Source organism: Nocardia citri (genome assembly GCF_054065835.1).
In genome coordinates this window covers 65932-80698 of record NZ_JBSUQM010000008.1, presented here as the reverse complement: position 1 = coordinate 80698, position 14767 = coordinate 65932, and the positions used below count along the sequence as shown (strand labels likewise).

Below are 14767 nucleotides of genomic sequence, written 5' to 3'. Positions count from 1 at the left end.
CCTCACCAGTCCACGGGGTGTTCGAGTTCGGGACCGGTGATCGAGATGTGGCCAGTGCCGAATCCGGGTGAGATGAGGTCGGCGTCGGGGTTGATTTTGGCCCAGTTGGTGCCGCCTGCGACCGAACCGGTCTTCTCGTCCCAGAGCCTGGTCGCCTCGCCGGTGTTGTCGGGGTCGGTGTCAACGGCAAGCAGGGCGATCACGTCGTCGACGATCCGGCCGAGCAGCCGGGTTTCGGTGATGCGGTCGCGCAGGCCGACGCGGGCGTCGCGTTCGTCGGTCAGTCCGTCGGCGGCCAGGTCGAAGGCGAGTGGGATGGAGTAGTCGGCTTTGTAGAGGTCGGCAATGTCGAGGACGAATGACAACGCCGAGCCGGTGTGGACGAATCCGAGGCCGGGGCTGGCGCCGAGGCCGGTGATCACGGCGTGGCAGATCCCGTAGAGCGCAGCGTTGGCGGCCGACAGTACCCGGTTGAGGTCGTCTCCGGCTGCCTGGGCGTCACCTGCAACGTATTTGCGGCCGTGCCACGCCACGCCGGTGCGTTCGGAGTGCTGCTTGTACAGCCGCCGCACCCGGGTTCCTTCGCGGCCGCGTAGCTGTTGCATCGTGGCTTCGGAGACGTCCTCGCCTGGGAATCGCATCCCGTACATGGCCCTTGCCACGCGCAGGCGTTCCTTGGGGCGGGTCACCAGGTGCGCCTGGCGCATCAGCAGGCCCGCTCCCCGGGACGGCCCGAGCCCGGCGGCATACATCCGCACGCCGTGCTGCCCTATCCAGCAGATCGCGGTGCCCGAATCACCGAGCAACGCGACCGCAGCGTGGGTGATGCGGGTGCCGGGGCCCAGCAGCAGTACCGCGATCAGCGCGGCCGGGATGCGGACCGTCTCGCGTTTGTTGATCACGGTGACTGCGTTCTCGTCGCGGTCAACGTGACAGCGTTCGACGTACACACTCGACACCCGGTCTTCGAGTCGGTGCAGGTCGTGGGGATGTGCTTTCCACCAGATGTCGGCCATCAGGGTGTCCGCAGCGGGGCTAGGGTCAGCAGCCCGCAGCCGTAGGCTTTCGCGGGCCCGACACCGTCGAGCAGTGCCGTAGTGAGGCGATCGGGGTCGCTCACCTCGAGCCGTCCTTCGAAGGTAACCGGATGCAGTGTCACCGGGTGTCCGGAGCTTCGCTGCCGAGTGTGGTCCTTTTTGCCGAAGGTCAGGCGGTTACGGGTCACGATCCGGATGTCGGGGGCGACGGCGGTCTGCTCAGTTCCGGCCACCAAGTGCGGGTCGTCGATGGCCGACGCGGACAGGTCTGGGGCGGCGGGAATGCGGAATCCCCATTTCTCGGTGCGGCCGAGGAACCATCCGAGCTGTGCTGCGGCAGTGCGGTGACCGATCCGGAACGATCGCCGCCCGCCGGAGGCGGTGTAGTCGGCTTGCGTTTTGGTGCGCTTGTCCGGGGTGGAGGTGTTCTGCACCGGGTTGGCGGTGACGCGGAAGGCGTAGGTGTCTCCGGCGCGGAGGCGACCGAGCAGCGGCTGGTAGTCGGCGACGCGGGTATGTTCACCGTCGGCGGAGGGCCATCCGGCGGATTCGACCAGGTGCGACCAGTCGGGTTTAGTGCGGGTCAGCACGAACAATTCCGGTCGGTAGGGGTTGTCGGTGTCCAGTCGCCACAGGACCCGTTCGGCCAGAGGGTCGCCGGGGATGCCGTGCAGGACCGCGCTGCGCATGGCGCGTGGGTTGCCCAACAGGGGTTGGGCGGCGGCGCGGCGCGGGTTGATCCGGATGCGGGACAGGTAGGTCATGTGCTCACCACCCCAACAGCGCGAACGGGTCATGGCCGGGTTCGTCTGCCGACGGTTCGTCGGGATTGTCGAATCCGCTGGGTATCCGGATCGACAGGTGCCGGACGCGGCGATCGGCGAACTGCCGGGACCGGGGGTCGAACGAGACCGGGCTGTCGTGGCGGACATCGCCGCCGGCGGTGTCGTCGAGGCTGACCGGCACGTCCACGAACGCGGGCTTGTGTTTGCGGCGGCCCTGCAGCTGCTCGCGGGTGCGTTCGGAAGCGATCCACGGCTGCGCTGCCAGCACGTCCAGCAGCGGTGCCCGGTGCACGCCGAGGGACAGCGGCTGTGTGGGTGGGCAGCTGCGTCGTCCCAGGGCGAGCGGGAACGCCGGGCGCCGCACCGCCCGCTCGAGCTCGGTGATCAGAGCACGGGCACCTTCGACCCCGACCAGGAACGCCGCGTCCTGCAGGTAGTAGCGGGTCGTGATGTGGGTGTATTTCGCTGGGCCGGTGGGTTTCTGGATCCCTTTGGTGTTGACCCCGGACTGTTTGAGCGGCACGCCCCGGTAGTCGCTGACGGTGTGGTAGTCGCGTGCGAGGGTGCCGGGCTGGTCGGCGCGCACCCCCATAGTGAGCGCAGCGAGGTCGGTGAGGTCGGCACCCCGGGCGCGACCCAGTGCGGCGGCCACCAGCCCCACGACGCCAGATTTGGTCGGTTCCGGACGGGTGTCGCGCCGGTTGAACCGGCTGGCCTCACCCCAGGATTGCAGTGGCCCGGCCAGGCGCAGCAGCAGCACCGCGGACTCGGTGGACGGCTCGTTCATCCGGCGACATACCCCCGCAGCTGCTCACGCAGACGGGCCCGCAGTTCGGGGAAACTCACCGCGGCACCGAACACGTCGGTCAGCTGGGACGCGACATCGCCGCTGAAGCCGTGGCTGACGGCGGTGTGGGCGGGCTTGTCACCCCATTGGGCGATGCTGCGCCGGTGTTCGTCGGCCAGCCGCAGCGCGGACAGCTCGGCGATCCCGCCGCGCGGGGCCGCCACCGGCTTCTCGAACGCCGAGACCAGGTTGACCGGTTGATCCTCCCGGACCACGACCGCGACCAGCGACGGCAGGGTGCGGTGGGCGAAGGAGTTGCCGTACCCGGTGGGGATCGAGCGGGCGAAGCAGTCGACGAACCGATCGATCGCGTCGAGCACCGCCTCGGCTTCACCGAGGTTGACCCGCAGCTGATCCACGCCGATCGTCGCGTACCGGTAAAGGGTGGCGGAGTTGAACCCGATCGTGCCGATCATCCCGGCCCCGGTTTCCTCGCGTTCGTTCTCGTCGTCGACCGCGGTGAAGTAGTCGAATTCGAGTTCGGTGGCGTGCGTGGACAGCGCGTGCGCGACCTGCACGGCCGCATCGACGTTCAGCGCCGGAATGTCGGCCACCATGCGCCCGAAGATCGCTACGTCGACCGGATGCCCCGCGGCGAACTGTTCGGCGACCGGGAGCGGCTTGACCGCGTCGGCGAGGGCCTGGTCGTCGAGCCCGTCCAGTTCGGCGGCCTGCCCGGCGACCAGCTCGACGATGGCGTCGAGCTGACGGTGTCCGACGAACATCAGATAGGCGAGATCACCGGCCTTCTTCCCAGGCTTGATCCCCAGCACACCGGTCAGCGCGGCCCCCAGCCGGGCCGCGCGATCGGGCCCGAGACCGGTGCGCTTCTCGATCCGCCCGCTGAGCTCCTCGGCGATCTGCTTGGTCCGGGTGCCCAGCTCGGCCTGCGGCACACGGTCGGCGAACCGCTTGCGAGTGGCGCGTTTCCACGCCTGCGACGACACCCGCGAGCGCCGCACACCACCGAACTGCGCTTCCTTCGGGTTGCCTTGATCGTCCCGGTTCAGGTTGGCCGGGGGCACGCTCTGCACGATGTGGATGTCGACGAACGCGCTATCGGTCATGATTCTTCCTTGTTCGAGGTGTTGTCGGTCAGGTCGGTCGATCGTTGCTTCTCGTCGTCCCACCGCTGGTAGCCCTGCGCCCACGTCTTGCGCACCCGCTGACGGCCCTCCGGCCACGGCCACGCCTCCAGATCCCCCATCAACCGGTCGTAGTCCAGCGGCTGATGGATATCCCGCAGCTGCGTCACCAGCCCCCGCAACCGGCCCAGCAGCGCGGGAACCGATGTCGAGGTCACCAGCGCGCTCACACGACGATCGACCGCGTCGGCGCTGCGCCGATCGTGGCGGCGCAGGACCAGCAGCGCGGACCCCAGCCCCACACCGTGGCGGTGCATCGGGGTCTGCTGCGACTGCTGGTGCAGCCCGTAGAAGGCCAGCGCGGCGTGCTCGGCTTCCTGACCAGGGCTGGCCGCCCCGAAACGTTCGAGTTCGGGATCGGGCTCCACGGTGTAGAACGGCCACATCTTCGGCACCGTCAACGCCGGGCGGCCCAGCCCCGCACGCAATGCCGCCAACTCCGCACCCGGCGGGGAGGCATCCTTGACCTTCCAATCGCCGTCCTTGTCGAGGTGCCGTTTCCAATAGCGTTGTGTCACAATGTCATCCCTTGTCCGCCCCGCCGCCCGCCTCAGCGGCGCGCGGCAGGATCCTCTTCACCGCCGCATCGAAGGAATTGGCGGCCAGACCGAGTTTGTAGGGGTATTTCTTCGAAGTCCCGGTGCGTCCGAGGAACGCCGAGGCCGGGACGTTGAGCAGCGGTGCAGCTGTCCGTCGGGTCGCTCGGGCAGCGAGGATCTCCCACGCCAGCTGCCCCGCCTCGAGCTTGCCGGGGTCGTCGGCGTCGGCGCTGACACCGGCCAGCAGGCGCCGCACGAGCGGATCCAGCGCGTAGTACAGTTGCTCCCCTGGACGCTGCCCCTTGTTCCACGGAATCGGCTCGGTCCCGGATGCCTGACGCAGCTCCGCCGACAGCTGGTTGATCGCAATCGCGAGCTGCTCGGCCTGCTGAGCGACCTCGACCACCAGGTCGTACGCCTCGCCCTGACCGCGTAACGCCGCTACCGGCAATGGGATCGCGTCGTGGATCAGGTCCTCCACGACCGCCGACTGGTTGCCGTACTCGATACCGACCGCCTCCACCCGCAGCGGGTAGCTCCGATCGATCAACCCGCGCCGCTCCAGCGCGGCGAGTTGGACGAGCAGTTCGCTCGTGCGCGTCGACACCGTCTTCGTGTCGGTATTGCCCGCTTCCAGCGCCAGCAGCGCGCGCACGCCCTGCCACACCGCCCGGCCCGGCACATGTCGTAGCGGCCTCGCTGAGCGCACCTGCGGTGTGTCCTTCGCTGGCTTGTCCAGCCGCCACGCGGTATGGGTCTCCCAATCCGGAGTCCCGTCACCCAACCGGTCACCGGCCGCGACGATCACCCGATCGACGACCGTCCCGGCCTCGGTTGCCGTCGGGAACAACCGGATTCGGCGCGCCTGCAACGTCCACAGATCCAGCAGGCCATCGGGGGTGTAGGTGGCCGACCACTGCGGCCCCCCTGCCCACCTCGGGTCGCCCTCATCTCGTCTCCACTGGGGCGTGCCGAGTCGATCCTGCACGCCCACAGGTGTATTGAGCATCAGCGTGTCGTAGAGCGTGACCCCGACCGGCATGACGACACCCAGATTCCCCAGTGGCCCTGTCGGATTACCTGAGGTCTTCCCGTTTTTGACCCGGTCGTCACCGACGACACCGGTTTTGATCGCCGCGGTGTCCCAGGCATGTGTGTGCATCAACCAGCGCGCAGCAGCACCAACCGGCAACGCGAGAGGGTCCGCCTCCGTATGGGAGGCGAAGAACGGCACGTTGTTGCCGGTCGGCTGCGTCGCGACCAGCAACGCCGCACCCTTCGTTTCCCCCTTCGCGGTGCGCAGGCCGGCTACCTGCGCGAAAGGGCGTTCGAGATGGAACAGGTTGAAGCGACCGGACCACTGGCCGAGATAGCCTGTGAGCCAATCGAGTTCGTCTTTGCTGAACCCACCCCGCTCGAACCGCGCCTGCCAATCCTTCAGGGTCGGCGGGGACCCGAGCGCGTCCATCGTCAGCGGCAGCAGCAGATGCCTCAGCACGGCCGCGAACATGGTCGGCACTTCGAAGACCACATCGACGATCTCGTGGCTGCGTTGCAACGCCGGCCAGACCGGCAGGGACTCGGCGGAACCGTCACGAAAAACGCAGGGCAGCAACGGCACTTCGTGCAGAAGATCTCCCCCGTATGCCATCGGACTCCAATCCATGAATGCTGTACGTGTAATCCAACCCCATCGGGGGTAACCTTAGCTCACCGGGCATAGTGCTGTCAGAGGAACTGGTACGCAATCGATCCCGCGTTCGTGGGAATGGTCCAGCTGTTCGTGTGGACTACCGGTTGGCCCCGCTGTGCGGGGTTCGGATCGGTGGGGCTCGGTCGAGCCCCACCAATTCATTCGACGATCAACCCGAGTTCGTCGTCGTAGCGCACACTTCGTGACCCGACAGTCGCCGCGTCACCGGCCCCGAGAATCAGTGTCCGGCTATAGCGCAGCCACGGATGGTCGCGCCATCCGTCCAGCGGCCGGCACTCCTTGGTCGCTGCGGCAGTGAGAGACGCCGGTAGTCGCACGGTTCCCCCGAGGAGGTCGTCGAGTAGGTCCGGTGATGCTTCGCCGTGGATGCCTAGCCATCGGCCGGTCATCGTCCGATATCCGTTGCCGTCGTGGCGCACCAGCACGACTTCCACGGTCTTGTCACCGTCGCGGACGAACACCTGATCGTCAGGGGCGTCCGCTGGGGCCAGCCGGTGCAGCCCGTCGAGGGTGGGGCGGGCGTGTTCCCCGAGTCGGGTCAGCAGGTAGCGGGCCGCCGCGTCGGCGCGCGTGCGCTGATCCTCCCTCCAGACCTCGTATGCCGCCCTGGTCGAGTCCTCCCATCCCTGCGGCACCGAGGCGGCCGGGTCGTAAGCAGCGCGCACCAGGTCGGGGACCGCCGACGGGATCGCCCAGCCCTTTTCGCCCGATCGCACGACCGCGGCGGCGCTGCCGAGCAGCGGCCAGCGACCGTAGATCTTCTCACTCGCTGCGACGAACGACGAAGCAGCAGCGGGTCGCGGCGCGAATCCGGTCACGATCACCGTGGGGACGCGTAGCAGTGGCGGGCGCGCGATCCCGTCGTGGCGGAACATCCGACCTATCCGCTGCAACAGCAGATCCATCGGCGCCAGATCGGTCACCAGCAGATCGACATCGACGTCGAAGGACTGTTCGGCGATCTGAGTCGCGACGAGGATCAACCGTTCCGGGCGGCGGTGCCCGCGCCCTGGAGGGCCCAGCAGATCCAAGCATTCCGCGGTGCGGTCTGCGCGGTGGCGCACATGCATCCGCCCCTGCAGCAACCGCACATCCTCACCGAAGGTCTCGCGCAGCACCCGGACGGTCTCCTGCGCCCGGGCGACACTGTTCCGGACGACGAGAACACAGCCGCCACCGGCCAGCCGATCCGCCAGCAGCCGAGCAAGGACGGGATCGCCAGGCGCCTCATCCGTCTCGGGCAACACCTCGACCGCCACGTCGAGATCGACACTGCGCCACGACCGCGCCACGCGGGCCTCGATCCGGGCATCGCCATCGCTGCCGACCCATGCCGTCGTAATCCGCGGATAACCGATCATCTCCGGCAGTTCGTAGGGCCCGGCCTGCTCGGCACCACGCGCACCGGCGATATACGACTCGATCAGCTCGTACTGCTGACCAGCGGTCAACGTCGCCGACAGCAGCACCACCGGGACCCCGGCCTGCGCGAGCCAGCGCAAACCCTCACCCAGGAACTGCGACATGTAGACGTCGGCGGCGTGCACCTCGTCAAGAACGACGACCTTGCCCGCCAGACCGGCCATCCGCAGCATCACATGCCGGGACCTGGTCGCCGCGATCAGCAACTGATCGATCGTACCGACCGCGAACGGGGCCAGCAGACCCCGTTTGTTACCCAGAAACCATTCCGCCGGCGCACTGCGCTGCGGACGGCCCACTTCCCCGACCACACAGTCGTCGCACGAATACGGGTCGATCATCCCGAGCTCGTCCTCCCCCACCGTCGAGTACGCGGCATCCGGATCGTCGCCGCCCTCCAGGAGTTGCTGCCACTCCTTGTTGAATCGGCGCTTGCCGTGCAGCAGCGCGACCTGGTCCGCCAGATCCGGGCCCAGCTCCGACAACCAGCGCCGCACCGTGGTGAACATCGGATCGCTCGTCGCCTGCGTGGGCATCCCCACGAACACCCCGTCCATCCCGAAACGCGCCGCCAGCACCTCCGCCATCAGCAGCGCTGCCTTCGTTTTCCCCTCGCCCATCGGCGCCTCGACGATGATCAGACCGGGCCGAGGGATCCGTGCCGCGCACTCGATCGCTACCCGCTGCGAGTCGCGAGGCAGGTCACCGAAACGACGCTCGAAATCGGCAATCGACGGTTCCGGCAACCGGCCCCACCCCCGGCGCAACCCCAGCTTCGCCCACGCCCCCGCCGCACGCACCCGAGCCTTATCGATCCCCACCTCCCCGAGATCATCGATTCCCGGAAAGTGCTCCTCGTTGCTGGCGATCCAATCGGCCATCACAACGAACCCGCTCAACTGCAACTGCAATGCCCGATCCGGCACCGCGACCGGAGCGACCGCCGCCACGCCCGGGAATCCCAGGGCACAGGTGAAACGCTCGATCAGCGCCCGCTGAACCGTCGCCCAGTCGCCCGAACCACGCAACTTCCGTTCCGACGGCACCTGCAACTCACCCTCGGCCGGGAATGCCCCGTGATGCCCTGCGATCAACGGCCACACCCACTGCCACTGCTCCTCCGGCCACCCCGACTCCGACAGCAGATCGATTGCCAACGCCGCACCGGCCTTGTCATGACGCCACCGATGCTTGGACACCGCGGCCCGATCCCAGCTCAACCCCGCCGCACGCACCACCGCCGCACCATCGGCATCCAGGTGCTGGAAGGCCGGCGTAGCCTTACCCCAATCGTGAACTCCGCACAACCACACGAAAAACCGTCGAGTATTCCCTCGATCCCCCACCAGCGCTTGCACTCTCGCTCGTACGGACTCAGCCAGGTATGAATCCCAGATCAGCTCCGCGACCGCAGCAGTATCGAACAAGTGCTGCAACAACAGATTCCGACGGCCACCCGCCTTCCCCGCAGACTTCCCCCACAACACCCCCAACCACCGATCCCCCTCAGAAGACCGCTCACTCGCCCGGGAACCGCCATGCGACAACAAGCTTCGATCCACGTCCACGCCACGCACACTAAACCCAGCCACAGACAAGTCCCAGAAACTGGTGAACCAGCAGAACGAAGTGAATGAAAAACCGGGTATCGCACCGAGAAGACGCAGGTCAGGAAGTGTCGGCCCCGCGCACGCGGGGATGGTCCGAGCTTGTTCGCGAACACTCTCGGCGAAAACGCGTCGGCCCCGCGCACGCGGGGATGGTCCGATCTCGCCGTAGACCCGGGCGGCGTGGGGGCGGTCGGCCCCGCGCACGCGGGGATGGTCCGAGACGACGACCCCATCCGAGTGGTGGCGCTACGTCGGCCCCGCGCACGCGGGGATGGTCCCGCGGGCACAGCGCCCGCACCTGCCATCGCGACGTCGGCCCCGCGCACGCGGGGATGGTCCGCCAACGTCCAGCAGGACCTGCAGGGGTTCAAAGTCGGCCCCGCGCACGCGGGGATGGTCCTCCATGCGCGCGGAGCTGGACGAGCTGCGAAAGGTCGGCCCCGCGCACGCGGGGATGGTCCGAGATTAATGGGCCGGGCGGACACCCCGAAAGGGTCGGCCCCGCGCACGCGGGGATGGTCCGCTTTCCACCGAGGACGCGTCCCTGGGCGTGGCGTCGGCCCCGCGCACGCGGGGATGGTCCGCGCATCGACGGTGTCCCGGCCGCCATCTTGGCGTCGGCCCCGCGCACGCGGGGATGGTCCTCGACGCCTGAGCATAGAGCTCGTCGGCCTCGGGTCGGCCCCGCGCACGCGGGGATGGTCCGGTTCGGGGTTGCGAGAGTTTCCGCCGCCGTATGTCGGCCCCGCGCACGCGGGGATGGTCCGGCTGACGAAATCACGCTCAACGGCGCAGGCATGTCGGCCCCGCGCACGCGGGGATGGTCCGTTGCTGTCAGCCTGCCTATCGAACAGTGGCGGGTCGGCCCCGCGCACGCGGGGATGGTCCTACAAGGACGCGCTCGTGGCGCTGCAACAGGGCAGTCGGCCCCGCGCACGCGGGGATGGTCCGTAGCCATCGCCGACCTCACCGGCAACGCCGAAGTCGGCCCCGCGCACGCGGGGATGGTCCGTAGGTTTGCGGGCCGTCTTCGCCGTCTTCGTAGTCGGCCCCGCGCACGCGGGGATGGTCCGTCGCGGTACCGGTGCATCTGGACCACTTGCCGGTCGGCCCCGCGCACGCGGGGATGGTCCGTTCGCTGTATTTATGCGCCGCTGGTCTCAAGAGTCGGCCCCGCGCACGCGGGGATGGTCCGGCCCGTGTCACCGAATGATGAGCACGACGCCCGTCGGCCCCGCGCACGCGGGGATGGTCCGCAATCGGCGCACTGCGAGCACTGATTGTTGTTGTCGGCCCCGCGCACGCGGGGATGGTCCCTGAGTCAGAAACGCCGACTCGGCCGCCTGGTTGTCGGCCCCGCGCACGCGGGGATGGTCCGAATGGATAGCCGACCAGTGCGCCGAGCACCTTGTCGGCCCCGCGCACGCAGGGATGGTCCGGCTTGCGCGTCCTGCATCAGTGCGGCGACAGCGTCGGCCCCGCGCACGCGGGGATGGTCCGAGACCAAACCTGTCGGCACCGTCGTGGACGTAGTCGGCCCCGCGTACGCGGGGATGCTCCGTCCTCGAAGGCTTCCGCCGCCAGGCATCTCGGTCGGCCCCGCGCACGCGGGGATGGTCCACCCGACTATGCCGACGCTGGCGGAGTGTCCCGATCGGCCCCGCGCACGCAGGGATGGTCCGATTCTCGTGGATGCGGCATTCCGGGTTTTGATGTCGGCCCCGCGCACGCGGGGATGGTCCGATCCTGCACTCCCAGCTCGTCACCGGGGGTGCGTCGGCCCCGCGCACGCGGGGATGGCCCTGAGTCGGTGTCGCCGTCGTGCTCGTCGAGTTGGTCGGCCCCACGTACACGGGGATGGTCCTCGATGGCATGACCTCGACCCGGCTTCGTGTGAACCTTGACGTGAGCACCCGCGATGAGGCGGCGGCCCCATCCCACACAACGCCTCTGCCGTGACACCAACTCCCACGATCAGCCGGTCTAGCGAACACGCTGCGCTGCAACCTAATCGGCACCGAGGGCACTTCGGCCGGTCACCGAAAGTGGGCCAGATCCACTTTCTCATGGCTACGGACACCCCTCCCCCTCCTTGTGGTCCCCTGTCCGGAACTTTCGCCTGCCAGCTCGACTCGACCACCGCACTGAGCGCGTCCTGACGCGCGAACACGCCACCGGAGGTGGCGCCGCTCTAGGCGTGACGTACCCACCTGACGCAACCCCGCTCCCAACCCTACTTTTGTGGTCCTCTCTTTGTGGTCTTCTTTTTCTCTTCCTCTTGTCCTTGATCTTTGGTTCTTTGTGTTTTGTGTTGTCTCCTGCCCTGCCCGTCCCCCACTCTCTATGAACAGCGAAGCCATAGAGAGTGGGGGACGGGCAGGGCAGGAGGCGGCGCAAAACGCCCCAGGTAGAAGCGTTTTCGGGTTCGGAGTAATCGGATTTTGATCCGACTCTGAATCCGGATCAGGTCCGCATCAGGATCGGATCAAGTCCGCATCAGGTCCGCATCAAAATTCGCCCCCGAACATGCCAGTAGGCCCGCCTGACGGGTGCCTGGCGGGCCTACTTTTCGGATGGTTGTTCGGTTGTCAGGGTGCCGGGTTCGTAGGGGATTTGATAGCGAAGCGGCATGCCTACACGCGCGGTTCTGGCTACGCTTGCTTGAAAACGTTGTGAGGCAAGGGGGTTGCCGATATGCCAGTCGATGGGCCAGTGCCGTGGCCGCGGGTGGAACACACTGCCGCCAAACATGACATTTACGACCGGTACCTGCGTCGATGGTTCCCGATCATTCTCAGCGACAACTCATGGAGTGCGGCCACCTACGCCGAGGGGTTCTCCGGCCCTGGCGTGTACGACCGCGGCGAAGACGGTTCGCCGATCATCGCGGTCCGGGCCTTCGTCGAAGAGGTCTCCAACCCTTCGAAGAAGGCTCGCTTCCTGTTCATCGATGACGATCAACGTTGCGTCGCGATGCTCCCTGAACAGCTGAAGCGCGCGTTCCCCGATCGACCGCGACCAGAAGATCAGATGCCTGTAGCGATCAAAAAGGGCAAGTGCGAAGAGCTTCTCGAGCAAGAACTCGACAACGTCAGAGCATGGGAATCGCCGATTCTTGCGGTTTTGGACTCGTGGGGCAACGCGCCAGTACCGTTCCGATTCCTGCAGCGCATCGCCAACAACAGCGGCTCAGAGGTGATCGTCACCTTCAAACCGCAGCACTTCGTGCGTTTCGTGTCCGATCTTGGTGACGGCGCAGATGATGTATTCGGCGGCGACCGGACTTGGCGCCAGGCAGGCACGGTCGATAGCAGCGAGAAACGTCAGTTCATCCTCACCTGCTACCGCACAGCACTCAAAACCGCAGGATTCAAGTACCTGCTCGACTTCGAACTGGTCGACCGTCGCGGCGACGCACTGTATCTGGTGTTCGGGACAAACCACCGACTCGGTGTCAAGAAGATGAAGGACAGCCTGTGGGAGGTGGATCGCACCTTCGGGATCGGCTTCCGAGATCCTCGCGACAGCCAACTCGAAGCACTCTTCGAATTCGTCGATCCACAGCTTGGTCCGCTATCGCGCCTGCTGCTCGACCAACTGAAAACGCGGGGCCCGACCCGAGTCGAGGCCCTACGCGACTTCGCCCTGTTCGACACCGTGTTCCGGGCCGAGCACGTCATCAAGGCATTGCGGCCCCTTGTACACTCCGGCGCAGTCGAGGTGGACAGCGGGGGTCGCCAGATCCAACTCAAGTCATTCGTCCGAGCCGCAACCCGCCAAGCCAAAGGCGCGTAGAACCATCTCAGCCAGCGCATTCATCCAGGTCAAGCAGGCCCAAGACGCAGCAAGACCCCTACCGATTTCGGTAGGGGTCCAGGAGATTTCAGCTCATGCGATCAATGCGGGCATACCGTCCCACAGTCGACCATCGAGCTCGCGTCCCATCGCTTTCGGGGTCCGACCACCCCACTGCTTGAAGAAGAACGGCACCGACATGTCTTGGCACACATCACGAATGCCACGGACCCAGGTCGGATCCATCGGCCGATGCCCTACCCCGGATTCCCCGCCCGCGATAACCCATCCGATGCCGTCGAGCTTCAATCCGTCCAGCGGCCCCAGAAGCGGCTCACACGACAGGAACCGCACCGCTGCGGGGACTTCGCGCAGGTGGTCGACGCGGTCGAGGTAGTCGGTGTTCTCGACCGACACTCCCATCCACACATTGGCCGGCCAGTCCAAACCATCGGCGAGGCGCTTCAACCGCAGTGAGCGTTTCGTCAGCACCTGGTAGGTGTGCTGCGGGGTCTCTCGCATCACGTCGAACACATCGCGGATGAATCCGACTGGCACCTTGGCGTGGAACAGATCCGACATCGAATTGACGAACACCACGCGCGGCGCGCGCCACCGTCGCGGCACATCCAACGCCTGCGGGTGGATGGTCACGCCGAACCCCGGCCCGGACGTGCGCACATCACCATCACGCTGGTACTTGTCCGCACCCATCGCTTTCAGGCGTTTCGCCAGCACCATCGCATAGCAGTGGTCACACCCAGCCGAAACTCGGTCGCAGCCCGTCACCGGGTTCCACGTCGCCTCAGTCCATTCGATGCCCGACTTGTCCGACATGACACCTCCTCCCGAATCTTGTCGACACTACGTCCACACCGCGTATTCGTAGTCCCACACGCTGCATCGTGTGACTCCTTTCTCAAACGTCATCGCCAGCCACACCGGATTTGGTGTGCTCCTGCGCCGCGGCCAGAGTCCGGGTCACCGAGGAGGCGCTGAGTTCGACGTGCTCGGCGATACGCGCATGCGACCAACCCTCCTCATGCTTCAGCCGCAGAATCGCGGCGACCGTGCCCGGGTCGCGGCGCCCGGATGGGTCGGCGCTGCACACCATCTCGGCCACCGTCACCCATCGGTCGGTGCGTGGCTGCTGATCGGTGTCGCTGGTGCGCACGGGTGCTTCGATCTCGACGTGCTGCGCACCATTCAGCTGCTGTGCGCGGTGGTGGGCGGTCAGTTCGCTGGTAGTCGATCGGGTCTCGGTGTGGACTTCACGCACCGAGACGGTGCGTACCGCTTCGGGCTTACGCACCGGCTCGGCATCGGCGCGCACGGCTGGTGCGTGGTGGTGCTCACCGATGATCATGTGCGCCAACGCTGCACCCATGCCGAGGACCACAACAGGGAGGCAGGCGACCAGCACGGTGACCGGCCACGGCGCCACGGTCACACCGGCGGCTTGCATGAGGTGGTAGGCAACCTGCCCGACCGCACCCAGCGCGAGGCTGCCGAACGCCGAATACTTCGCGTAGCTGCGGGTTCGGTTCGAACGGATCCGCCCCGACAGCCACAACGACAGCGCGTAGGAGGCGTATGCCTCCATGCCGATCGGCAGGGTGATCGCGGTGTTGATCTCGAAGTCGTCGGCGATTCCGGGTAGCGGGTGCACCGGACCGAAACCGGTCAGCTCGCCGAGTCCGACCCAGCCGGACCAGATCGCGACGAACGCGGGCAGCGCCAGCAGCAGCACCGGCCACGCCCGCACCGGCCGTCTCGATGCTTGCGCACCGGGTTGTGCATCGTGTGGTGCGTGGTGGTGCGCAGCGTCGTTGCTGCGCACCAGGTTTGCACCGGAGTCGTGTCCGGTCACGGT

Annotated in this window: 10 protein-coding genes and 1 CRISPR repeat array; of the genes, 1 reads left to right on the top strand and 9 read right to left on the bottom strand. The window is 67.0% G+C overall.

From position 1 onward, the window contains the following. Positions 1-2: 2 nt before the first annotated feature. From cas1e to cas3, 7 genes are all read right to left on the bottom strand, one after another. Positions 3-1016, bottom strand: a complete 1014-nt coding sequence (cas1e, locus tag ACW2Q0_RS14565; RefSeq protein WP_457190227.1) for a type I-E CRISPR-associated endonuclease Cas1e — start codon at positions 1014-1016, stop codon at positions 3-5. Then, positions 1016-1834, bottom strand: a complete 819-nt coding sequence (gene cas6e / locus ACW2Q0_RS14560) for a type I-E CRISPR-associated protein Cas6/Cse3/CasE (RefSeq protein ID WP_457190225.1) — start codon at positions 1832-1834, stop codon at positions 1016-1018. Before cas6e ends, cas1e begins: the two co-directional genes overlap by 1 nt. Further along, positions 1806-2609: a type I-E CRISPR-associated protein Cas5/CasD gene (gene cas5e, locus ACW2Q0_RS14555; protein ID WP_457190223.1), complete on the bottom strand. Its 804-nt coding sequence runs from the start codon at positions 2607-2609 to the stop codon at positions 1806-1808. The genes cas6e and cas5e overlap by 29 nt, the downstream gene beginning before the upstream one ends. After that, positions 2606-3736, bottom strand: coding sequence for a type I-E CRISPR-associated protein Cas7/Cse4/CasC (gene cas7e / locus ACW2Q0_RS14550; RefSeq protein WP_457190221.1), 1131 nt, complete (start codon positions 3734-3736; stop codon positions 2606-2608). The genes cas5e and cas7e overlap by 4 nt, the downstream gene beginning before the upstream one ends. Next, positions 3733-4332 (bottom strand): type I-E CRISPR-associated protein Cse2/CasB, encoded by a 600-nt coding sequence (gene casB / locus ACW2Q0_RS14545; protein WP_457190219.1) that lies wholly within the window; start codon positions 4330-4332, stop codon positions 3733-3735. Before casB ends, cas7e begins: the two co-directional genes overlap by 4 nt. A gap of 4 nt (positions 4333-4336) precedes the next feature. Continuing rightward, on the bottom strand, positions 4337-6004 hold the full coding sequence (casA, locus tag ACW2Q0_RS14540) for a type I-E CRISPR-associated protein Cse1/CasA (RefSeq protein WP_457190217.1): 1668 nt from the start codon (positions 6002-6004) through the stop codon (positions 4337-4339). 200 nt (positions 6005-6204) lie between these two features. Continuing rightward, positions 6205-8976 (bottom strand): CRISPR-associated helicase Cas3', encoded by a 2772-nt coding sequence (gene cas3 / locus ACW2Q0_RS14535; protein ID WP_457190547.1) that lies wholly within the window; start codon positions 8974-8976, stop codon positions 6205-6207. A gap of 190 nt (positions 8977-9166) precedes the next feature. Beyond that, positions 9167-10963: direct repeats of the CRISPR family, unit length 28 nt; unit sequence GTCGGCCCCGCGCACGCGGGGATGGTCC. An 830-nt stretch (positions 10964-11793) separates the two neighbouring features. Here cas3 and tcmP point away from each other — a divergent pair. Continuing rightward, a complete protein-coding gene (tcmP, locus tag ACW2Q0_RS14530) occupies positions 11794-12894 on the top strand; it encodes a three-Cys-motif partner protein TcmP (protein WP_457190215.1) in 1101 nt (366 codons plus the stop codon). Positions 12895-12987: 93 nt separating this feature from the next. Here tcmP and ACW2Q0_RS14525 read toward each other — a convergent pair whose 3' ends face one another. Together ACW2Q0_RS14525 and ACW2Q0_RS14520 are read right to left on the bottom strand one after the other, a co-directional pair. After that, positions 12988-13731: a DUF5131 family protein gene (locus ACW2Q0_RS14525; RefSeq protein WP_397032933.1), complete on the bottom strand. Its 744-nt coding sequence runs from the start codon at positions 13729-13731 to the stop codon at positions 12988-12990. Positions 13732-13813: 82 nt separating this feature from the next. Further along, positions 13814-14764 carry a hypothetical protein gene (locus ACW2Q0_RS14520; protein ID WP_457190213.1) on the bottom strand — a complete coding sequence of 317 codons (951 nt, stop codon included), beginning with the start codon at positions 14762-14764 and terminating at the stop codon, positions 13814-13816. Positions 14765-14767: the final 3 nt, after the last annotated feature.

What these genes read in the sequence shown, in the direction of transcription:
- cas1e (WP_457190227.1), bottom strand. Translation starts at nt 1,016, where the DNA reads ATGGCCGACATCTGGTGGAAAGCACATCCCCACGACCTGCACCGACTC.
- cas6e (WP_457190225.1), bottom strand. Translation starts at nt 1,834, where the DNA reads ATGACCCGTTCGCGCTGTTGGGGTGGTGAGCACATGACCTACCTGTCC.
- cas5e (WP_457190223.1), bottom strand. Translation starts at nt 2,609, where the DNA reads ATGAACGAGCCGTCCACCGAGTCCGCGGTGCTGCTGCTGCGCCTGGCC.
- cas7e (WP_457190221.1), bottom strand. Translation starts at nt 3,736, where the DNA reads ATGACCGATAGCGCGTTCGTCGACATCCACATCGTGCAGAGCGTGCCC.
- casA (WP_457190217.1), bottom strand. Translation starts at nt 6,004, where the DNA reads ATGGCATACGGGGGAGATCTTCTGCACGAAGTGCCGTTGCTGCCCTGC.
- tcmP (WP_457190215.1), top strand. Translation starts at nt 11,794, where the DNA reads ATGCCAGTCGATGGGCCAGTGCCGTGGCCGCGGGTGGAACACACTGCC.
- ACW2Q0_RS14525 (WP_397032933.1), bottom strand. Translation starts at nt 13,731, where the DNA reads ATGTCGGACAAGTCGGGCATCGAATGGACTGAGGCGACGTGGAACCCG.